The 19,219-nt window shown below is 70.7% G+C and carries 18 protein-coding genes; 12 read left to right on the top strand and 6 right to left on the bottom strand.

Annotation, left to right across the window (positions count from 1 at the left end; all coding sequences use genetic code 11):
* Nucleotides 1–21: 21 nt before the first annotated feature.
* Nucleotides 22–891, top strand: coding sequence for an alpha/beta fold hydrolase (locus ACWEMY_RS19355; RefSeq protein WP_452391136.1), 870 nt, complete (start codon nt 22–24; stop codon nt 889–891).
* An 87-nt stretch (nt 892–978) separates the two neighbouring features.
* Nucleotides 979–1,293, top strand: a complete 315-nt coding sequence (locus ACWEMY_RS19350; protein ID WP_452391135.1) for a hypothetical protein — start codon at nt 979–981, stop codon at nt 1,291–1,293.
* Between the two features lie 10 nt (nt 1,294–1,303).
* On the opposite strand, the gene ACWEMY_RS19345 is transcribed toward ACWEMY_RS19350, so the two are convergent.
* Nucleotides 1,304–2,917 (bottom strand): (2,3-dihydroxybenzoyl)adenylate synthase, encoded by a 1,614-nt coding sequence (locus tag ACWEMY_RS19345; protein WP_452391134.1) that lies wholly within the window; start codon nt 2,915–2,917, stop codon nt 1,304–1,306.
* A 156-nt stretch (nt 2,918–3,073) separates the two neighbouring features.
* Between ACWEMY_RS19345 and ACWEMY_RS19340 the strand changes: the two genes are divergently transcribed.
* The 3 genes from ACWEMY_RS19340 (at nt 3,074) to ACWEMY_RS19330 (ending at nt 5,905) form a co-directional block, all read left to right on the top strand.
* A complete protein-coding gene (locus tag ACWEMY_RS19340; RefSeq protein WP_452391133.1) occupies nt 3,074–3,937 on the top strand; it encodes an oxidoreductase in 864 nt (287 codons plus the stop codon).
* A gap of 84 nt (nt 3,938–4,021) precedes the next feature.
* The gene (locus ACWEMY_RS19335; RefSeq protein ID WP_452391132.1) at nt 4,022–4,492 is read left to right on the top strand and encodes a carboxymuconolactone decarboxylase family protein; all 471 of its coding nucleotides are present in this window, start codon (nt 4,022–4,024) and stop codon (nt 4,490–4,492) included.
* 321 nt (nt 4,493–4,813) lie between these two features.
* Nucleotides 4,814–5,905, top strand: a complete 1,092-nt coding sequence (locus tag ACWEMY_RS19330; protein WP_452391131.1) for a 3-deoxy-7-phosphoheptulonate synthase — start codon at nt 4,814–4,816, stop codon at nt 5,903–5,905.
* 104 nt (nt 5,906–6,009) lie between these two features.
* Here ACWEMY_RS19330 and ACWEMY_RS19325 read toward each other — a convergent pair whose 3' ends face one another.
* The gene (locus tag ACWEMY_RS19325; RefSeq protein WP_452391130.1) at nt 6,010–6,366 is read right to left on the bottom strand and encodes a nuclear transport factor 2 family protein; all 357 of its coding nucleotides are present in this window, start codon (nt 6,364–6,366) and stop codon (nt 6,010–6,012) included.
* Between the two features lie 86 nt (nt 6,367–6,452).
* On the opposite strand from ACWEMY_RS19325, the gene ACWEMY_RS19320 reads away from it, so the two are divergent.
* The 3 genes from ACWEMY_RS19320 to sigJ are packed head-to-tail and all read left to right on the top strand — an operon-like array spanning nt 6,453 to nt 10,933.
* Nucleotides 6,453–7,247, top strand: coding sequence for a helix-turn-helix domain-containing protein (locus ACWEMY_RS19320; RefSeq protein WP_452391129.1), 795 nt, complete (start codon nt 6,453–6,455; stop codon nt 7,245–7,247).
* A gap of 32 nt (nt 7,248–7,279) precedes the next feature.
* Nucleotides 7,280–9,991, top strand: coding sequence for an ATP-dependent RNA helicase (locus tag ACWEMY_RS19315; protein WP_452391128.1), 2,712 nt, complete (start codon nt 7,280–7,282; stop codon nt 9,989–9,991).
* 60 nt (nt 9,992–10,051) lie between these two features.
* Nucleotides 10,052–10,933: an RNA polymerase sigma factor SigJ gene (gene sigJ / locus ACWEMY_RS19310; RefSeq protein ID WP_452391127.1), complete on the top strand. Its 882-nt coding sequence runs from the start codon at nt 10,052–10,054 to the stop codon at nt 10,931–10,933.
* Between the two features lie 51 nt (nt 10,934–10,984).
* On the opposite strand, the gene ACWEMY_RS19305 is transcribed toward sigJ, so the two are convergent.
* Entirely contained in the window at nt 10,985–11,200 is a 216-nt protein-coding gene (locus ACWEMY_RS19305) for a hypothetical protein (protein ID WP_278264679.1), read from the bottom strand.
* Nucleotides 11,201–11,374: 174 nt separating this feature from the next.
* Here ACWEMY_RS19305 and ACWEMY_RS19300 point away from each other — a divergent pair, with 174 nt between their 5' ends.
* Nucleotides 11,375–12,553 carry a pyridoxal phosphate-dependent aminotransferase gene (locus ACWEMY_RS19300; RefSeq protein ID WP_452391126.1) on the top strand — a complete coding sequence of 393 codons (1,179 nt, stop codon included), beginning with the start codon at nt 11,375–11,377 and terminating at the stop codon, nt 12,551–12,553.
* A 75-nt stretch (nt 12,554–12,628) separates the two neighbouring features.
* Here the strand turns inward: ACWEMY_RS19300 and ACWEMY_RS19295 are convergent, their stop codons facing one another.
* Nucleotides 12,629–13,222, bottom strand: coding sequence for a trimeric intracellular cation channel family protein (locus tag ACWEMY_RS19295; RefSeq protein ID WP_375935680.1), 594 nt, complete (start codon nt 13,220–13,222; stop codon nt 12,629–12,631).
* Between the two features lie 308 nt (nt 13,223–13,530).
* Complete coding sequence (locus ACWEMY_RS19290; protein ID WP_452391125.1) at nt 13,531–14,175, bottom strand: LysE family translocator; 645 nt, start codon at nt 14,173–14,175, stop codon at nt 13,531–13,533.
* Between the two features lie 309 nt (nt 14,176–14,484).
* Between ACWEMY_RS19290 and ACWEMY_RS19285 the strand changes: the two genes are divergently transcribed.
* From ACWEMY_RS19285 to ACWEMY_RS19275, 3 genes are all read left to right on the top strand, one after another.
* Nucleotides 14,485–16,152 carry a DNA repair helicase XPB gene (locus tag ACWEMY_RS19285; RefSeq protein WP_375933778.1) on the top strand — a complete coding sequence of 556 codons (1,668 nt, stop codon included), beginning with the start codon at nt 14,485–14,487 and terminating at the stop codon, nt 16,150–16,152.
* Between the two features lie 94 nt (nt 16,153–16,246).
* Nucleotides 16,247–16,912, top strand: a complete 666-nt coding sequence (locus ACWEMY_RS19280) for a DUF3239 domain-containing protein (protein WP_375933781.1) — start codon at nt 16,247–16,249, stop codon at nt 16,910–16,912.
* A gap of 49 nt (nt 16,913–16,961) precedes the next feature.
* A complete protein-coding gene (locus ACWEMY_RS19275) occupies nt 16,962–18,335 on the top strand; it encodes a M1 family metallopeptidase (protein WP_452391124.1) in 1,374 nt (457 codons plus the stop codon).
* Here ACWEMY_RS19275 and ACWEMY_RS19270 read toward each other — a convergent pair whose 3' ends face one another.
* Complete coding sequence (locus ACWEMY_RS19270) at nt 18,336–19,214, bottom strand: hypothetical protein (protein WP_452391123.1); 879 nt, start codon at nt 19,212–19,214, stop codon at nt 18,336–18,338.
* Nucleotides 19,215–19,219 lie beyond the last annotated feature (5 nt).

Below are 19,219 nucleotides of genomic sequence, written 5' to 3'. Positions count from 1 at the left end.
GCCCGTCCCGTCGGTACGGACATGACCACACACCAGCTCGACGTTCCCGGCGCCACGCTCACCTACGACGTCCACGGCCCGCTTCCGGCCGCCGACGGGCGCCCGCCGCTGCTCATGGTGGGGCTGCCGATGGAGGCCGGTGGCTTCACGGCGCTCGCCGCGTACTTCCCCGACCGCACAGTGGTCACCTATGACCCGCGCGGGCTCGGCCGCAGTGTTCGCACCGACGGGCAGGTCGACAATGTCCCCGCCGTCCACGCCGCGGACGTGCACGCCGTCATCGAGGCGCTCGGCGCGGGCCCGGTCCAGGTCTTCGCCAGCAGCGGCGGCGCCATCGTCGCGCTCGCGCTCGTCACCGCCCACCCCGACGACGTGACCACCCTGGTCGCCCACGAACCCCCGCTGCTCACCGCCCTCCCCGACGCCGCGGCCGCCGAACGCGCGGCCGAGGGCTACCGCGACGCCTACGCCGCCAAGGGCTTCGGCGCAGGCATGGCCGCCTTCATCGCCATGACCTCCTGGCAGGGCGAATACACCGACGCCTACTTCGCCGCCCCCACCCCCGACCCCGCGATGTTCGGCCTCCCCAGCGAAGACGACGGCACTCGCGACGACCCCCTGCTCTCCGAGCGCTCCCGCCCCGTCCTCGCCTACCGAGCCGACATCCCCGCCCTCACCGCCGCCCCCACCCACATCGTCCTCGGCTACGGCGAAGAATCCACCGACACCGTCACCCACCGCGCCACCACCGCGATCGCCGAACAACTCGGCCACCAGCCGGTCCTGTTCCCCAGCCACCACGGCGGCTTCACCGGCCCCGATTCCGGCTACCCCGGCCAACCTGAACCCTTCGCCCGCGTCCTCCGAACCCTCCTCGACGGAGCCAACTGACCACCCATCTGTGATCGACCGCACGGTGGGTTCGACCGGAATCAGCGCACCGCCGCTCTAGGCTCCCCGTACAGGGAGGACCCGATCATGACCCACCGCACACGGACTGTCGTCGCCTCGGACGTCCAGATCGTTCTCAACTACTTCGGTAGCTGCCCGATCTGTGACCACCCGGCCCAGGCCCGGCACATCACCGCACGGTTCGACGACGGCGGCGTCGAGAGCCGGACGATCGCCGAGTGCGGCGGCTGGTGCGGATGGAAGGGGCCGGTGGACCCGACCCCGATGACCGGCGACACAGCGGTATTGACGCAGGGCCGGAACGCGATCGCTTCGGCCGCGTCACTGCCCGATGCGCGCCCTGATGTGTCGCTGAGGACGGTGGCGCTTCCGCCCGGCTGAGACACCAGGGCTACGACATCGCGCGCAGGGCCTTCTTGTCGATCTTGCCGACGGCGGTGAGCGGGAGGGCGTCGGACTGGCGGACGAGGTCGGGGAGTTTGTAGGTGGCCAGGCCGCGGTCGGTGAGGAAGGTCTTGAGTTCGACCAGGGTGGGGAGGTCGCCGGTGACGACCAGGACCACGCAGACCTTTTCGCCGAGGGTGGCGTCGGGCAGGCCGACGGCGGCGGCGTGGCGGACGGCGGGGTGGGCGAGCAGGTGCTCCTCGAGTTCGTCGCAGGAGATGTTCTCGCCGCCGCGGTTGATCACGTCCTTGATCCGGCCGCTGACCACCAGGTGCCCGCTGGGCAGCTGACGCACCAGGTCACCGCTGCGGTAGAAGCCGTCGGGAGTGAAGGCGCGCGCATTGTGTTCGGGCGCACGGTAATACCCGCGCAGGGTGTAGGGACCGCGAGTGAGCAGCTCGCCCTCCTCGCCGGGCGCCACATCGTCGCCCTCGGCATCGACGACGCGCAGTTCGTCGGCGGGGGACAGCGGGCGGCCCTGGGTGGTGCACACCAGTTCGGTGGAGTCGTCGAGGCGGGTGAAGTTGAGCAGCCCCTCGGCCATCCCGAACACCTGCTGCAGCGTGCAGCGCAGCGCGGGCTCCACATCGCGGGCATTGACCTCGGCCAGCCGCGCGCCACCCACCTGCAGCAAGCGCAGCGAACTCAGGTCGGCCTCTTCCCATTCCACCGCCGCGCTCCACAGCTGCGCCAGCGGCGGCACCACGGCGGTGACGCTCACCCGGTGCTGCTCGATGGCGGCGAAGGCCGATTCGGGGCTCGGGTCGAGGGTGAAGGCGATCGCGCCGCCGGTGGCCACGGTGCCCAGGATGCCGGGGCAGGCCAGCGGGAAGTTGTGGGCGGCGGGCAGGGTCGCGAGGTAGACGTCCTCGGCGGTCAGGCCGCACACCTCGGCGCTGGCGGTCGCGTTGTAGACGTAGTCGTCGTGGGTGCGCGCGATCAGCTTGGGCAGACCGGTGGTGCCACCGGAGACCAGCATCACCGCGATCTCGGACGGATCGACGACGGGCGGCGAATCACCTTCGCGAGCAACAGAATCCAGCGCGGTGAAGGCGCCGGGATCACCGGCGACGAGTACATGGCGCAGGCTCGGCACGGCCGCGCGCACGGTCTCGGCCAGCTCGCGATAGTCGAAATCGCCGAGCCGGTCGGGGATCAGGTAGGCCACGGCGCCGGAGAGCGCGGTGAGGTGCTCGATCTCGGCGCGGCGGTGCGCGGGCAGGGTGAGCACCGGGACGATGCCCGCCCGCAGCAGCCCGAACAGCACGGTCGCGAACTCGGGGATGTTCGGCAGCTGCACGATGACACGGTCGCCGGGCGCGATGCCGAGGGCGAGCAGGCCGTGCGCCATCCGGTCGGCGGCGGCGTCGAGCTCGGCGTAGGTCAGTGGCGCGTCACCCAGCACGGCCGGGCGCGCGGGGTTCGCCTCGGCGGAGTCGCGCAGCAGGTCACCGAGGGTGCGGCCGGACCAGTAACCGGCAGTCCGGTACTCCTGGGCGGCGTCCGCCGGGAACGGGACATAGCCCTCGCGGAGGTCTGCCGCGGCCGATGTCGACGTCATGTACTGCCCTCACTTGCGTCCGTCGTAGGTTAGGCAACCCTATCTCATCGAGGGCGGAGTGCCGCCGCTCAGGAGTCGATACCGTGATCCTCGCGCGAACTGCGCTCCGGCTCTTGTCGATTCGCGCTTTTGCCTGGTGTAACTAGAATTCCGCGGGTGAGCAAGTGGACTACCGCGAACATGCCCGACCAGACCGGCCGCACGATCATCGTCACCGGTGCCAATAGCGGGCTCGGCGCCGCCACCGCCCGGGCACTGAGCGCGGCGGGCGCGCGGGTGATCCTGGCCTGCCGCAATACGGCCAAGGCCGAGCAGGTCGCGGCGGGCATGCCCGGCGACACCGAGGTCCGCGCGCTCGACCTGGCGAACCTGAACTCCGTGCGCGCCTTCGCCGACTCGGTCGAGCGTGCCGACGTGCTCATCAACAACGCCGGCGTGATGGCCCTGCCGCTGCAACGCACCTCCGACGGCTTCGAGATGCAGTTCGGCACCAACTACCTGGGCCACTTCGCGCTCACCAATCTGCTGCTCGACCGCATCACCGACCGCGTGGTGACGGTATCGAGCAATGCCCACCGCATCGGCAGGATCAACCTCGACGACCCGAACTGGGAGCAGCGCCGCTACGACCGCTGGCTCGCCTACGGTCAGTCCAAGCTGGCCGACCTGAGCTTCGCCTACGAACTGCAGCGCCGCCTCGCGGGCGAGGGCTCGGCGGTGGTCTCGGTGGCCGCGCACCCCGGCTACGCCGCGACCGAGCTCATGTCACACACCGAGTCCATCCAGGAATGGTTCATGTGGCTGGGCAACCGGACGCTGGCCCAGAGCGCCGAGCAGGGCGCGCTGCCCACGCTGTTCGCCGCCACCGCCGATATCGAGCCCGGCGCGTTCTACGGTCCCGACGGGCTGCTCGAACTGCGGGGTTATCCGAAGCGGGTGTCGAGCTCGGCCGCCTCGCGCGACCAGCGGCTGGCCGGTGCGCTGTGGGAGCTGTCGGAGAAGCTCTGCGGTCTGCTGTGACCGGGCTCACCTGACGCGATGTCACACGGCGCGGTCCCGCTCCGTCGTCTCTGTGAACCCCACGGACACGACGAAGGAGTCATCATGGAACCGCGCTTCGATCTCTACGGCAACAAGGTCACCGCCAGCTTCGCCAAGCGAATGGTCATGGCGGCCAAGGTGATCGACGAGTCGCCGTTGCCCGCGGTGACCCACGAGCTGGTGAAGATCCGGGCCTCGCAGATCAACGGCTGCAGCTTCTGCGTCGACATGCACACCAAGGACGCCGCCCACGCCGGGGAGACCTCGGTGCGGCTGCACCTCGTCGCCGCCTGGCGCGAGGCCGACGTGTTCACCGAGGCCGAGCGGGCGGCGCTGGCGCTGACCGAGGAGACCACCCGCGTCGCCGACGGCGGCAAGGTCACCGACGAGACCTGGCAGCAGGTGCGCAAGCACTACGACGACGATCAGATCGCGGCCCTCATCGCCGCGATCGCGGTGATCAATGCCTGGAACCGCCTCAATGCCGTCGCCCACACCCCGGCAGGTCACTACGTGCCCGGTCAGCTGGGCTGAACCCCACTCGCGCAGTCACTTTCCGCTCCTCGGCCAGCGGCGCCGGAGGTCCGCCTCGCGTCGTGACCGAGGAGGGGCGCGCGGTCCCCCGGAGTGTGATCGTCCACACTCCGGGAGACCGTGTCCGGGACCGCGCCGATTCGCCGGTGGTAGAGTCCCTGGCATGCAGCGCGCATATTTCTGGTTTAGCGATCCGGCCCTGGGTGGGCCGGTCTGCGACCCTGCGCGCTGACTTCCTCCGCCCGAGCCGGACACCTGACCGGCTCGACGGGTAGCGAACTCCGTGGGTCGGCCTTCCAACGAAAAGGACCCACGATTCCCATGACAACGGCAGTTGATGTCGATTCGCGCCACTCCGACCTGGACGATCAGCGCACCCTCAGCGTGAGCCCGCTGCGTTCACCCGCCGAGGTGCGCCTGGTCCACCCCATCACCGACGAGCTCGCCGACACCGTGCGCGCGGGCCGCAAGGCCACCGTCGACGTGCTCAACGGCGACGACGACCGCCTGATGGTGATCGTCGGGCCGTGCTCGGTGCACGACCCGGCCGCCGCACTGGACTACGCCCGCAAGCTGGCCGCCAAGGCCGAAGAGCTCAGCGACCGGCTGCACGTGGTGATGCGCGTCTACTTCGAGAAGCCGCGCACCACGCTGGGCTGGAAGGGCCTGATCAACGACCCGCACCTGGACGGCTCGTTCGACGTGAACACCGGTCTGGGCATCGGCCGCAAGGTCCTCGTCGACATCACTGCCCTCGGCCTGCCGGTGGCGTGTGAGTTCCTCGACCCGATCACCCCGCAGTACATCGCGGACCTGGTCTCCTACGGCGCGATCGGTGCCCGCACCGCCGCCAGCCAGGTGCACCGGCAGCTGTCCTCGGCGCTGTCGATGCCGGTCGGCATCAAGAACGGCACCGACGGTGACGTGCAGGTCGCGGTCGACGGCGTGCGCGCCGCCGCGGCCAGCCACGTCTTCCCCGGCACCGACCTCGACGGCCGCTCCGCGCTGATCCGCACCTCGGGCAACCCCGACTGCCACGTCATCCTGCGCGGCGGCAGCAACGGCACCAATTTCGACGCGGCCTCCTGCGCCGAGGCCAAGCTGCGCCTGGAGAAGTCCTCGCTGCCCCAGCGCCTGGTCGTCGACGCCAGCCACGGCAACTCCAACAAGGACCACAACCGCCAGGTCGACGTGGTCACCGACATCGCCGACCGCCTCGCCGCCGGCGAACAGGGCGTCGTCGGCCTGATGCTCGAGTCCTTCCTCGTCGCGGGCCGCCAGGACCTCACCCTCGGCCGCTCCGACGACCTCACCTACGGCCAGTCCATCACCGACGCCTGCATCGACTGGACCACCACCGCCACCCAACTCGACCGCCTCGCCGCCGCGATCGAGACCCGCCGCAAGGGCTGAAGCTCGTCGCTTCGATTCCACCGGGCGGTGTGACGCCGGGTGGAATCGAGGGCGATGACACGCGTCCGCGCGGTGGGTATGCGGCCCGAGCACGTCGAGGCATTTCAGCTGTCGCCGTGATCGCCGGGGATGGGGAGGGGTTGGACGACGTCCCAGTGTTCGACGATCAGGTTGTTCTCCAGTCGCCAGATGTCCACGACGGCAACGGGGTTCGGGGTGTGGTGGGGTGTCATCCGGTAGTGCAGGGCGACGAGGTCGGCTTCGGCGATGACGCGGTGGAGGGTGAGGTCGGCGGCCGCGACGGGGGAGGTGCGGATGAAGTCGATGAAAGCGTCTCGGCCGCTGGGGTTTCCGGGGCTGTGTTCGATGAAGTCCGCGTGCAGGAGGGTGCGCAGGACTTCGATGTCGCCTGCGGCGAAGCGGTGGAAGGCGTCGACCACCAGGTCCTTGTTCGTTGTCATCGGGTGACTGTCGCCGGTGCGCGGTGGGTGTGTCGATTACCCGCCGGGTAGTGGCTGTCGGGGGCGGGGCGGCGCAGACTCGGGGGATGACCCGGGAACGATCCGTCGGTGAACTGCTGCGGGAGTGGCGCGGGCGCAGGGGGTTGAGTCAGCTGGATCTGGCCATCGCGGCGGAGGTGTCGGCGCGGCATCTCAGTTTCGTCGAGACCGGGCGGACCGTGCCGAGCAGCGCGATGGTGCTGCATCTGGCCGACCGGCTGGATGTGCCGGTCGGTGAGCGCAACCGGCTGCTGGTGGCGGCCGGGCACGCGCCGGTCTTCCGCGCGCGACCGCTGGACCGGCCGGATCTGGCGCGGGCGCGCGAGACCGTGCAGCAGGTGCTGCTGGCCCACGAACCGTATCCCGCGCTCGCGGTGGATCGGCGATGGAACCTCGTGCTGGCCAACAGCGCGGTGGAGGTCTTCCTGGAGGGTGCGGCCCCGGAGCTGACGCGTCCGCCGATCAATATGATGCGGCTGGGTCTGCACCCCGACGGGCTCGCGCCCCGGCTGCGCAATCTGGACCAGGTGCGTGCGTACCTGCTGCCCAGGCTCGCCCACCAGGCCGCCCGCAGCGGTGATCCTCGGCTGCACGCGTTGCACGAGGAACTGGTCGCCCACGGGACCCCGCCCGAGCCGGGGACACCGGACCCCGCCGAGGTCGCGCTGGTCATCCGGCTCGCGTTCCGTGGGGCCGAGCTCAGCTTCGTCAATACCGTCACCACGCTCGGCGCGGCCTTCGAGGTGGCGCTGGAGGAGGTCGCGATCGAGGCGTATCTCCCCGCCGATCTCGCGACCCGGCGATTCTTCCTGGCGGGGCCCGGGCATCGAGGTGACGAGTAGGACGTCGGCGCGGCAGGGGAGACTGGTGGGTGATGAAGCTGCCTGAACTGCCCGATCTGCCGGTGCGGCCCGCGCTGGAAGAGATCGTCGAGACGCTGGCCGGACGTGGGGTCGCGGTGCTGGTCGCCCCGCCGGGCACCGGGAAGACGACGCTGGTGCCCTTGGCGCTGGCCGCCGCGAGCGAGGGGCGGATCGTGGTCGCCGAACCGCGTCGGCTGGCCGCGCGGGCGGCGGCGGCACGGATGGCCGCGCTGCTCGGCGAACGGGTGGGCGAGACCGTCGGCTACGCGGTGCGCGGGGATCGGAAGGTGGGACCCCGAACGCGGATCGAGGTGGTGACCTCGGGGCTGCTGGTGCGGCGCTTGCAGCAGGACCCGGAGCTGCCCGGAGTCGGCACGGTGATGCTCGACGAATGCCATGAGCGGCACCTCGACGCGGATCTGCTGCTGGCATTGCTGCTGGACGCGCGGTCCGGGCTGCGACCGGATCTCCGGGTACTCGCCACGTCGGCCACCGTCGCGGCGGGGCGTCTCGCCGCGCTGCTCGGGCAGGGTGGCGAGGTCGATGGGCAGGTCGGGTTCGGGGAGGGCGCCGATGTGCGGGCGGGGGCGAGGGCTGATGTGGTGGGCGGACGCGGGGTGAACGTGGGGTCGGCCGGTGAGCCGGGGGCGTGTCCGGTGCTGGAGGTGCGGGGGCGGGCGTATCCCGTTGAGGTGGAGTATCTTCCGGCATTGACGCGGGAGCGGGTCGAGGCGCAGGTGGCGCGGGGTGTGCGGGCCGCGCTGGCCGGGACCGAGGGGGATGTGCTGGTGTTCCTGCCCGGGGTCGGGGAGATCAATCGGACGGCGGGGCTGTTGCGGGATCTCGATGGTGTCGATGTGGTGCCGCTGCACGGGCGGCTGGGGAGTTCGGTGCAGGACACCGCCTTGCGGCTGGGGGTGCGGCGGCGGGTCGTCTTGTCCACGGCGGTGGCCGAATCCAGTCTCACCGTGCCGGGGGTGCGGGCCGTGGTGGACTCGGGTCTGTCGCGGGTGCCGCGGATCGATCATCGCCGGGGGCTGTCCGGGCTCGCGACCGTAAGGGTTTCGGCGGCGGTGGCCGAGCAGCGGGCGGGGCGGGCCGGTCGTGAGGCGCCCGGCCGGGCCTGGCGGTGCTGGCCCGAATACGAGCATCAGACGCTGCCCGCCTATCCCGAACCGGAGATCCGCACCGCCGAACTCACCCGGCTCGCACTGGAATTGGCGTGTTGGGGCACCCCCGACGGTTCGGGCCTGGCCTGGTGGGACGCACCGCCCAAAGGTGGTCTCGCCGCGGGTCGCGCGGTCCTGCGCGCACTCGGCGCCCTCGACGCGTCGGATCGCGTCACCGACCGCGGGCGCGCCATGTCCGCCCTCGGCCTGCATCCCCGCCTGGCCCGCGCTCTCCTCGACGGCGCCGCCCACGTCGGTCCTCGCGCCGCCGCCGAAATGGTGGTGCTGATGGACGACGACTCCCTGGCCCACACCACCGACGCGGCCGCAGCCCTCCGTGCCCTGCGTGCCGAACGTCCGCCGCGCTGGACCAAAGAGGCGCAACGGCTGGTCCGGCTGCTCGGCGCGGACAGCGGGTCGAATGCCGCCTCCGTTCCGGCGGACGCTGGAACACCGGTCGGCGGAGGGAGGTCGGGCGGTGTTCCTGCCGGGCACTCGGAGAGCCGGACCGCTCACTCGGAGAGCCGGACCGCTCACTCGGAGAACCGGACCGCTTCCGGGGATTCGGCGCGCGGGGTGAACGAGATCGCGGCGCTGATGATCGCGTTGGCACAGCCGGAGCGGTTGGCCCGGCGGCGGGCCGGTGGGACGTCGTACCTCATGGCCGGCGGGACCGCGGTGACCTTGCCGCCGGGGTCCGGCTTGGCCGAGGCGGAGTGGCTGGCGGTGGCGGTGGCCGATCGCGATCCGGGACGGGCCGAGGGACGTATTCGATTGGCGGCCATCGCGGATGAGGATCTCGCGCGGGAGGCGGCGCCGGGTTTGGTGACGCGGGCCGAGGAAGTGCACTGGGAATCCGGTGCGGTGGTCGCCCGGCAGGTGGAACGGCTCGGAGCGATCGTGCTGTCGGAAAAGCCACTGCGCCAACCCGATCCGGTAGCGCTGGACCGCGCCGTCCGCGAGGGCCTGCGCACGGAGGGCCTGCAGCTCCTGCGCTGGGACGACAACGCCCTCGGCCTGCGGGAACGTCTCGACTTCCTGCACCGCACCCTCGGCGCCCCGTGGCCCGCCGTCGACGACGACACCCTCCTGGCCGACCTCGACCGCTGGCTCGCCCCCGACCTCACCACCGTGCGCCGCCGCGCCGATCTCACCCGCGTCGACGCGGGCACCGCCCTGCGCCGCCTGCTGCCCTGGCCGGAGGCCGCCCGCCTGGACGAGCTAGCCCCCGAACGCCTCGAGGTCCCCTCCGGCAGCCGTGTGCGCCTCGACTACAGCGCCGACCAGCCCGTCCTGGCGGTCAAGGTCCAGGAGATCTTCGGCTGGACCACTCCACCCACCCTCGCCGACGGCCGCGCCCACCTCCTGCTCCACCTGCTCTCCCCGGCCCAGCGCCCCGTCGCCGTCACCGCCGACCTCCCGTCCTTCTGGCGCAACGGCTGGCCCCAGGTCCGCGCCGACCTCCGCGGCCGCTACCCCAAACACGCCTGGCCCGAAGACCCCACCACCGTCGTCCCCCACCGAGGCACCGCCCGCCGAGCCCGCGAGAACTGATCGGGCGGCACCACGGGGTGGTCGGGGAGGCGCGGGGTGTCCTCCGTAGGATCGGCCGCGATGGTTTCCCCACTTCTCGCCGACCTGTTCGAATCGCATCGAGCGCATCTGCTTTCGGTCGCCTACCGGCTCACCGGAAGCGTCGGCGACGCCGAGGACGCCGTGCAGGAGAGCTGGCTGCGGATGGCGGGGGTGCACCAGTCGGAGATCGATGATCTGCGGGCCTGGCTCACGACAGTCGTCGCGCGGATCTGTGTCGATCATCTGCGCAGCGCGGCCGTGCGCCGGGAAAGCTATGTGGGGCAGTGGCTTCCGGAGCCGATCGTCACCGGCGATGGTGTGGGGCCGCTGGATCCGGTGGCGCGGGATGTGCGGTGCAGGCTGGCGGCGATGGTGGCGCTCGAGGCGCTGACCCCGCCGCAGCGGGTCGCGCTGGTATTGCACGACGGGTTCGGTGTGCCGGTCGAGGAGATCGGCGCGATTGTCGATATGCCGGGCGAGGCGGTGGGGGACGCCCTGGCGGTCGGGCGGCGGGCCGTGGCACCGGCACCCACCAGCGATGACGTGCACGACGCGGCGGTGCAGCGGTTCCTGGCCGCGCTGGCGGCGGGCGATGTCGACGGGGTCGCGGCGACCCTGCATCCGGCGGCGACCTTCGCGGGCGACGCGGGCGGCACCATCGAGACGGCACTGGATGTCGTCGCGGGAGTGGACACGATCGCCCGTCTGGCGCTGGGACTGTGGCGCAGGCATCTCGCCGAACAGGCGCTGGAACTGGGGTCCGCCACGGTGAACGGGCAATCGGGGCTCGTGCTCACCGACCCGAACTCGCCGTTCGGGCGGCCGGTGCGGGTACTGGGCTTCACGGTGCACGAGGAAAAGATCTGGGCCGCTTACGATTTCGCCAATGTGGCGAAGCTGTCGGGCGCACGGTCGCGCTGACGGCGACATCGGACCGGACCCGCGCGATCCGGTCCGACGCGCACAGCCGGTCTAGGGGTAGGTGGAGCCCCAGTTGTGGTTTCCGGTCGACGAGCCGAGGTTGAAATCGCCTGTCGAGGAACCCATGTTGTTGTCCGGGGTCGCCGAACCGGTGAAGTAGTCGACGATCGGGTTGGCGATCAGATGATCGTGGATGAACTGCAGTGCCGAACCGGCGACCTCCGACGCGGCCGGGTGCACGATGAAGTCGAGCAAGGGTGAGGCCATAGGGAGCCCCTTTCGATATACCACCACGATGTGGTGTGTGAGGTAGAACACGGCGAGGCTAGCTGAGGTTGGGTCAACGCACAATAGTGCAGGTCAAACGGGTAAAACGTTTGTGAAACATAGGTGTTCGCTATCGTTCGGCAACGTCGGGGAAAAGTGGGATACGCTGCGGGGATGTCGCCGGAAACACCCACTGTCGCCCGTTTGCGCCCGTTCGGATCGACGATCTTCGCCGAGATGACCGAGCTGGCCCTGCGCCACGACGCGGTCAATCTGGGCCAGGGCTTCCCGGATACCGACGGGCCCGCGGGCATGCTCGAGGTGGCGCGCGCGGCCATCGCCGACGGGCTCAACCAGTACCCGCCGGGGCGCGGGATGCCGGTCCTGCGCCAGGCCGTCGCCGAGGATCGGGCCCGCCGCTACGGCACCGCCTACGACCCGGCGACCGAGGTGCTGGTGACGGTCGGAGCCACCGAGGCGATCAGTGCCGCGGTGCTCGGGCTGGTGGAGCCGGGGCAGGAGGTGGTACTCATCGAGCCCTATTACGACTCCTACGCCGCCTCGGTCGCGCTGGCCGGGGCGCAGCGGCGCACCGCCCGGCTGGTGCCCGACGGGGACCGCTTCGTGCTCGACCGCGACAGCCTGCGCGCCGCGATCACCCCGAAAACCCGCATGGTGGTGGTGAATTCGCCGCACAATCCGACGGGTTCGGTGCTGGATCGCGACGATCTGGCGGCCATCGCCGAGCTGGCGTGTGAACACGATCTGCTGGTGCTGGCCGACGAGGTCTACGAGCATCTCGTCTACGACGGTGTGGAGCACGTCAGTATCTCCACGCTGCCAGGCATGCGGGAGCGCACCGTCGTGGTGTCCAGTGCGGCGAAGACTTTCAATGTGACGGGGTGGAAGATCGGCTGGGTGTGCGCGCCCGCGCCGCTGCTCGACGGGGTGCTCGCGGCCAAGCAGTTCCTCACCTTCGTGGGTGGCGGGCCGTTCCAGCCCGCCGTGGCGCACGCGATCACCGCTGAGCACGAGTGGGTGCTGGCGCTGCGTGCCGGGCTCTCCGACAAGCGGTTGCGGCTCTCGGCTGCCTTGCGCGACACCGGGTTCGGCGTACACGCGAGTTCCGGTGGGTATTTCGTGTGCGCGGATATCCGCCCGCTCGGCGCGACCGACGGCCTCGCCTTCTGCCGCGAACTCCCGGCCCGGCTCGGGGTCGCGGCGGTGCCGGTGAGTGTGTTCGCCGACCATGCCGAGGACTGGAAACACCTGGTGCGCTTCACCTTCAGTAAGCGCGACGAGACCATCGATGAGGGAGTGCGGCGGTTGCGTGCGGGGATCGCGGTCGGCTGAGCGCGCGCCTCGGCGCGGGAGGCTCCGGGGCGTGGGGCCGCTGAGTCGGCCGTGCGCGGACGGTGCCGGGCGGAGTCAGTCGCGGGCGTGGCGGGCCAAGGGGGCGTGCCACTGGTAGTGGCGGGCGAGCAGCCGGAAGCCGATGGCGCCCGCGGCGGCGAGCAGGCCGGTCCAGGCGTGGTAGAGGTCGAAGTGGAGCAGGGCGGCCGTCGTGGCGGCGCCGAAGAGGGCGGGGATGGCGTAGAGGTCCTGGTCGGGGCGTAGGACGCTGGGGACCTCGCCGCTGAGGACGTCACGCAGGACGCCGCCACCGATGGCCGTCGTCATCCCGAGCAGCGCGGCGGTGGGGGCGCCGACATCGGCGGAGTAGGCGATCACCGTGCCGGTCACGCAGAACAGGCCGAGGCCGATCGCGTCGGCGATCTCCAGCGGGCCCTTGGTGAGACGGGGTGAGGGCGCGATGAAGAACAGCACCAGGGCGGTGAGCAGCGCCGCGCACAGGTAGGTCAGGTCGGTGAACGCGGCGGGCGGGGTGCGGCCGATGAGCAGGTCGCGCACGATGCCGCCGCCGAGCGCGGTCGCGATGGCGAGCACCGCTATCCCGAACAGGTCGAGGCGTTTGCGCACCGCGACCAGCGCGCCCGAGGCCGCGAACGAGATCACCCCCATCAGCTCACCGCTGCGATGCACCGCCGTCACCGCCGAATCCAGCTCGGTCACCGACGGCCCGGCCAAGACCGCCGTCACCAGCACGCCACCACTCACCGCTCACTCCTTCACACCGGCTCCCGAGCAGACTGACACGCCCGCCGCGTCACCGTGCCGCCGCCCGCCCCGGCGCGTCGCCATCGGGTCGAGAGGTCGTGCCGGCACGGCCACAGGTGGGTGCCGCCGCCCGTGTAGGCCAGACATCGCGGCGGGGCGGGCGCCGGTGCTCGTCGGGGCCGCGTCGCCCCGAGAGGGTGGCGGTCGAGGGGTCAGGCCGGGGTGGGGCGGGTGCGGTCGGTGGCGAGCAGGACGGCGATGGTGCCCAGGGCGGTGCCCATGAGGTAGCGCTGGGTGCGCAGCCAGCCGGGGCGGGTGGTGAGGAAGGTGGCGAGGGTGGCGGCGGTGAGGACGATGAGGGCGTTGACGGTGAGGGCGACGGTGATCTGGACCGCGCCCAGCGACAGGCTCTGGAGCCAGAGGGCACCGCGGGCCGGGTCGACGAACTGGGGGATGAGGGCCATGTACATGATGGCGATCTTGGGGTTGAGCAGGTTGGTGACCAGGCCCATGGTGAACAGGCGGCGGGCCGGGTCGTGGGGCAGGTCCGCCGGGGCGAACACCGAGACCCCACCCGGGCGCAACGCCTGCCAGGCCAGCCAGAGCAGATAGCCCGCCCCCGCCAGCTTCACGGCCAGATACAGGCCGGGCACCACCGCGAACACCGCAGTGATCCCCGCCGTGGCGGCCAGCAGATACACCCCGAACCCGGCAGCCACCCCACCCAGCGAGATCAACCCGGCCCGGCGCCCCTGCGCGACCGTCCGCGACACCAGATACATCATGTTCGGCCCCGGCGTGAGCACCATCCCGAGCGCGGCCGCGCCCACCCCGAGTACCGCCGTCGTCTGCAACATGCACAGAGTCTGACCTGGTCGAGCCCGGTTTGTCGCGGTCCAGTCACCACCCGCTGGACCGCCTGGCACCGGTCCGCCCGAAACGAACCCCCAGGTCGTGTCGGTGCAAGTCCGTACAATCGAACAAGGCGGCAAAAAGGAACCACCACTGCCCTCACCTACCCACCAAAGCACCCACCACGGTTTTCGGCCGCCTCGCATCCGAGGGGCGAGACGTCACGGCGAAGCCGAAGTATCGCCCCTCGGATGCGAGGCTCACAGGGCCGAAAACCCCGCGGCACCAGCCGCCAAATAACACAGGAGCAGGTTGTGACCGACGGGCCGTTGATCGTCCAGAGCGACAAGACCCTGCTGCTCGAGGTCGATCACGAGCTGGCGGGCAACGCACGGCAGGCCATCGCGCCGTTCGCCGAGCTCGAGCGCGCGCCCGAGCATGTGCACACCTACCGGATCACGCCGCTGGCGCTGTGGAATGCGCGGGCGGCCGGTCACGATGCCGAGCAGGTCGTGGACGCGCTGGTGAGTTTCTCGCGGTACGCGGTGCCGCAGCCGCTGCTGGTCGACATCGTCGACACCATGGGCCGCTACGGCCGGTTGCAGCTGGTGAAGCATCCCGCGCACGGGTTGTGCCTGGTCAGCCTGGATCGCGCGGTGCTCGAGGAAGTGCTGCGGCACAAGAAGATCGCGCCCATGCTGGGTGCGCGCATCGACGACGACACGATCGTCGTGCACCCGTCCGAGCGCGGTCACATCAAGCAGATGTTGCTCAAGATCGGCTGGCCCGCCGAGGACCTGGCCGGCTATGTCGACGGTGAGGCGCACGACATCGGCCTGGATTACACCGAGGGCAAGTGGCACCTGCGCGACTATCAGGAGATGGCCGCCGACTCGTTCTGGGCGGGCGGGTCCGGGGTGGTCGTGCTGCCGTGTGGCGCGGGCAAGACCATGGTCGGGGCCGCCGCGATGGCCAAGGCCAAGGCGACCACGTTGATCCTGGTCACCAATACGGTGGCGGGCAGGCAGTGGCGGCGCGAGCTGCTGGCGCGCACCACGTTGACCGAGGACGAGATCGGCGAGTACTCCGGCGAGCGCAAGGAGATCCGGCCGGTCACCATCGCCACCTATCAGGTGATCACCCGTAAGTCCAAGGGTGAGTACAAGCATCTGGAGCTGTTCGACAGCCGCGACTGGGGCCTGGTGATCTACGACGAGGTGCACCTGCTGCCCGCGCCGGTCTTCCGGATGACCGCCGATCTGCAATCCCGACGCAGGCTCGGTCTCACCGCCACGCTGGTGCGTGAGGACGGTCGTGAGGGCGATGTGTTCTCGCTGATCGGCCCCAAGCGCTACGACGCGCCGTGGAAGGACATCGAGGCCCAGGGCTGGATCGCGCCCGCCGACTGTGTGGAGGTGCGGGTCACTCTGACCGATGCCGAGCGGATGGCGTACGCGACCGCCGAGCCCGAGGAGCGCTACAAGCTGTGCTCGACCGCGCGCACCAAGATCCCGGTGGTGGAGTCGATTCTCGAGCGGCACAAGGGTGCGCCGACGCTGGTGATCGGCGCCTATCTCGACCAGCTCGAGGAACTCGGGATCGATCTGAACGCCCCGGTCATCACCGGTGCGACCAAGAACAAGGAGCGTGAGGCGCTCTTCGACGCGTTCCGGTCCGGGGAGATCCCGGTGCTGGTGGTGAGCAAGGTGGCCAACTTCTCCATCGATCTGCCGGAAGCCTCGGTGGCGGTGCAGGTTTCGGGCACCTTCGGCTCGCGGCAGGAGGAGGCGCAGCGTCTGGGCAGGCTGCTGCGGCCCAAACAGGATGGGGGACAGGCGCATTTCTACTCGGTGGTCGCCCGCGACACCCTCGACGCCGAATACGCCGCGCACCGGCAGCGTTTTCTGGCCGAACAGGGGTATGCGTATCGCATCACCGATGCCGATGATCTGCTCGGACCGCCGATCGGTGACGGCGCGTAGCGCTCATCCCCAGGTCGGGGCGGGGTACGGTGCTATGAACCCCTCGGCAGATAAGTGGAGGCAACTCCTCCGCAACCTGTGCTAGGAAGGAACTGTGCGCCGCTTCGAATTCGTGGTCGACCGAGAGCACGCTCATGCGGTCAACGAGACGTTCACCGGGTTACGCAGGCTGCGCCTGCTGGCCCTGCTCGTGGCGGGACTCGCCGTCGCGGCCACGGTCGCGCTGGTGTGGAGCGGGCAGGCCTGGGGATATCTGCTGGCGGTGGTGTGTGTGCTCGCCGCGATCATCGCGCTGTGGGTGGCGCTGTGGACGCCGCACCGCTCCAGCATCGAAAAGCTGTACCAGGACGGGCCTTTGGTGCCTGCCGTGGTCACCGAGTCCGAGCCGTCGGGGATCGTGCTGCTCGCCCTGGTCGACATCGCCGAACCCACCGCCACCACGCGCAGCTGGGCGCTGATCACCCGCAAGGTGCGGGCGCTGCCCGGGCACGCGCCGCGGCGGGGTGAGCGCGTGCCCGCGGTCGCGGTGCGCACCGATCGCGCGCCCCGGCAGGTGGGGGAGCGCTGGCAGCTCGTCACCGCGATGCCGATCGCCTGGGGGACGCGCGACCAGGACGTCATCGACCGCGCGGCCGCCGCCATCACCGAGATCGAATGGCGGCTGCTGGCCGAGAACCTCGCCCTGGCCGCCCGCGTCAAGCGCACCGCCACCAAACGCCTCCTGCTCGACCCCCACCAGCTGCCCGACGACCTGGGCTGACGTGGCCGGACCGGGGAAGGGCGTCCGTGCGAGGCGATGGCCGGCGGGGGTGTGCGCGGCGTTCGCGCTGCTGGTGCTGGGAACGGGACCGGCGGCGGCGGACCCGGCGCTGATCGGCGCGCCCGGGGTGGGCGACCCGTACTACCCGCTCGACGGCAACGGCGGTTACGACGTGAACCACTACGACCTCGCGGTCGACTACGACCCGCCGACCCATCAGCTGCGCGGCACCGCCGGGATCGAGGCCAGGGCCGTGCAGCCGCTGGCCCGGTTCAATCTGGACTTCCGGGGGCCCGAGGTGCGGATGGTGACCGTCAACGGGCAGCCCGCCGGGTTCGCGCGCGAGGGTGAGCACGAGCTGGTGGTGACGCCGCTGCTGCCGCTGCCCGCCGGGTTGCCGTTGCGCATCGTCGTCGACTACGCGGGCGAGGTGGCCGACACCGAAGGCGAGGGCTGGACCTACGCGCCCAGCGGCGGTGCCTTCGCCGTGGGCCAGCCGCACAGCGCGAGCAGCTGGTATCCGCTCAACGACACACCCCTGGACAAGGCGACCTTCACCCTGCGTGCCTCCGTGCCCGACGGATGGGAGGTGATGTCCACCGGTGCGCGCACCCGGCACGAGGTGCGCGACGGGAAACTGCTCACCACCTGGGAGACCAGACAGCCCGTGATCGGCTACCTCACCACGATGGCCGTGGACCACTTCACCTTCCTGGAGAACCGGCGCCCCGACGGCACGCCCGTACTGAGCGCCTTCGCGCCGGAATCCGAGCACAATCGCGAGGACGAACAGCGGGTGCCGGAGATCCTCGACTTCCTCGAAAACCTGTACGGGCCCTACCCGTTCGAGGTCGCCGGTGGCATCTACGTCGACGCCGAGATCCCGTTCTCGCTGGAAACCCAGACCCGGCCCACCTACGCCCCGTGGACCGACCTCAACACCGTGGTGCACGAACTGGCCCACCAGTGGTGGGGCGACACCATGTCGGTGCGGCAGTGGTCCGACATCTGCCTCAACGAATGCTTCGCCAGCTACACCGCGGACTACCTGTGGATCGAACGGATCGACGGGGCCGACGTGGACACCAAATACCGCGAGACGGTCGGCAAATACCGCGACGACACCGAGTTCTGGGAGTACGCGCTGGCCGATCCCGGGGTGGGCAACGAGTTCACCTCGGTCTACTACCGGGGGCCGCTGTTCCTGCACGCCCTGCGCAAGCTGATCGGCGAGGATGTCTTCTTCGCCGCCCTGAAGGACTTCGTCACCGCCCACCGCGACGGGCACGCTTCGATGCCGGAGTTCCGGGAGTTCCTGCAGACGCGTACCTCGATGCCGCTGAAGGACTTCCTGGCCGAATGGCTGGACGGGACGCGGGCGCCGCGCGACGCGTTCCTGTATCCCGGCACGCTGGGCGGCTGATCAGGATTCGTCGAGGCGGGCGCGGGCCCGGTCGGCCCAGCGTCGCATCCTGTCGAACTGGCTTCGGGCGGCGGTGAGTTCGCCGCGGGCGCGGTGCTCGGCGGTCTGGGCGACATGGCGTTGCTGTTCGGCGTGTTCGAGGTCGGCGCGGAGCTGGGCGACGCGGTCATCGGCGGCGGCGAGAGCGGATTTCGCCTCGGCGGCGCTGGATTCGGCTTCGTCGCGGTCGGCGCGGGCGGATTCGAGGCCGGCTTCGGCGTCGTCGAGTTCCTGTCGCGCCTCGGCGCGGCGGACGGCGGCGATCTCCTCCCCGGTCGGTTTCTCGGGGCGGGCGGCCGCTTTGCTGCCCGCCTTGCTTCTACCGGACTCGGTGCGACCCTTCCCGCCTGTGATCGCGACCAGGCCCGCCGGACCGAAACCCTCGTAGGTGACCGTGGCCGGAAGTACCCCGGTGCGGATCTGATCGGCCACCTCCGGATCGGCGAGCGCTGCGGTGAGGGTTTGACCGACCTCGCGCAGGGTCTGTTCGGTGGCGGTGCGGCCGTGCTCGGCGGACAGTTCGGCCGCGCGCTTGGTCATCGCGTTCACCACCTGTTGGCGCTGGGTGCCCAGCGCGCGCAGCTCGGTGCCGGAAAGCTGGCGCTGGGCCGCGCGCAGGGCGTCACCGAGGTCGAGCAGGGCGGCGATCTCGGCGGGGGCGTCGCGGGCGAGCAGGTTCACCGTCCAGGCGGCGACGGTGGGTTTGCGCAGGGCGGTGATCGCGGCGGCGAGCTCGCGGTCGCCGTCCGCGCGGGCCTGGGCGGCGCGCTCGGTGCGCGTGGAGACGAACTCGCCGGGGTCGAGCCCGTACAGCTCGGCCGCGGCATCGTCGATGCTCATCTCCC

The organism is Nocardia sp. NPDC004415 (genome assembly GCF_053602435.1).
The sequence above is the reverse complement of the archived record's forward strand: the minus strand, read 5'-3'. Positions and strand labels throughout refer to the sequence as shown.

Bases quoted from the DNA above. Each gene is read 5' to 3' on its own strand.
- ACWEMY_RS19355 (WP_452391136.1), top strand. From the start codon at position 22: ATGACCACACACCAGCTCGACGTTCCCGGCGCCACGCTCACCTACGAC.
- ACWEMY_RS19350 (WP_452391135.1), top strand. From the start codon at position 979: ATGACCCACCGCACACGGACTGTCGTCGCCTCGGACGTCCAGATCGTT.
- ACWEMY_RS19345 (WP_452391134.1), bottom strand. From the start codon at position 2,917: ATGACGTCGACATCGGCCGCGGCAGACCTCCGCGAGGGCTATGTCCCG.
- ACWEMY_RS19335 (WP_452391132.1), top strand. From the start codon at position 4,022: ATGGAACCGCGCTTCGATCTCTACGGCAACAAGGTCACCGCCAGCTTC.
- ACWEMY_RS19330 (WP_452391131.1), top strand. From the start codon at position 4,814: ATGACAACGGCAGTTGATGTCGATTCGCGCCACTCCGACCTGGACGAT.
- ACWEMY_RS19325 (WP_452391130.1), bottom strand. From the start codon at position 6,366: ATGACAACGAACAAGGACCTGGTGGTCGACGCCTTCCACCGCTTCGCC.
- ACWEMY_RS19320 (WP_452391129.1), top strand. From the start codon at position 6,453: ATGACCCGGGAACGATCCGTCGGTGAACTGCTGCGGGAGTGGCGCGGG.
- ACWEMY_RS19315 (WP_452391128.1), top strand. From the start codon at position 7,280: ATGAAGCTGCCTGAACTGCCCGATCTGCCGGTGCGGCCCGCGCTGGAA.
- sigJ (WP_452391127.1), top strand. From the start codon at position 10,052: ATGGTTTCCCCACTTCTCGCCGACCTGTTCGAATCGCATCGAGCGCAT.
- ACWEMY_RS19305 (WP_278264679.1), bottom strand. From the start codon at position 11,200: ATGGCCTCACCCTTGCTCGACTTCATCGTGCACCCGGCCGCGTCGGAG.
- ACWEMY_RS19300 (WP_452391126.1), top strand. From the start codon at position 11,375: ATGTCGCCGGAAACACCCACTGTCGCCCGTTTGCGCCCGTTCGGATCG.
- ACWEMY_RS19295 (WP_375935680.1), bottom strand. From the start codon at position 13,222: ATGGGGGTGATCTCGTTCGCGGCCTCGGGCGCGCTGGTCGCGGTGCGC.
- ACWEMY_RS19290 (WP_452391125.1), bottom strand. From the start codon at position 14,175: ATGTTGCAGACGACGGCGGTACTCGGGGTGGGCGCGGCCGCGCTCGGG.
- ACWEMY_RS19270 (WP_452391123.1), bottom strand. From the start codon at position 19,214: ATGAGCATCGACGATGCCGCGGCCGAGCTGTACGGGCTCGACCCCGGC.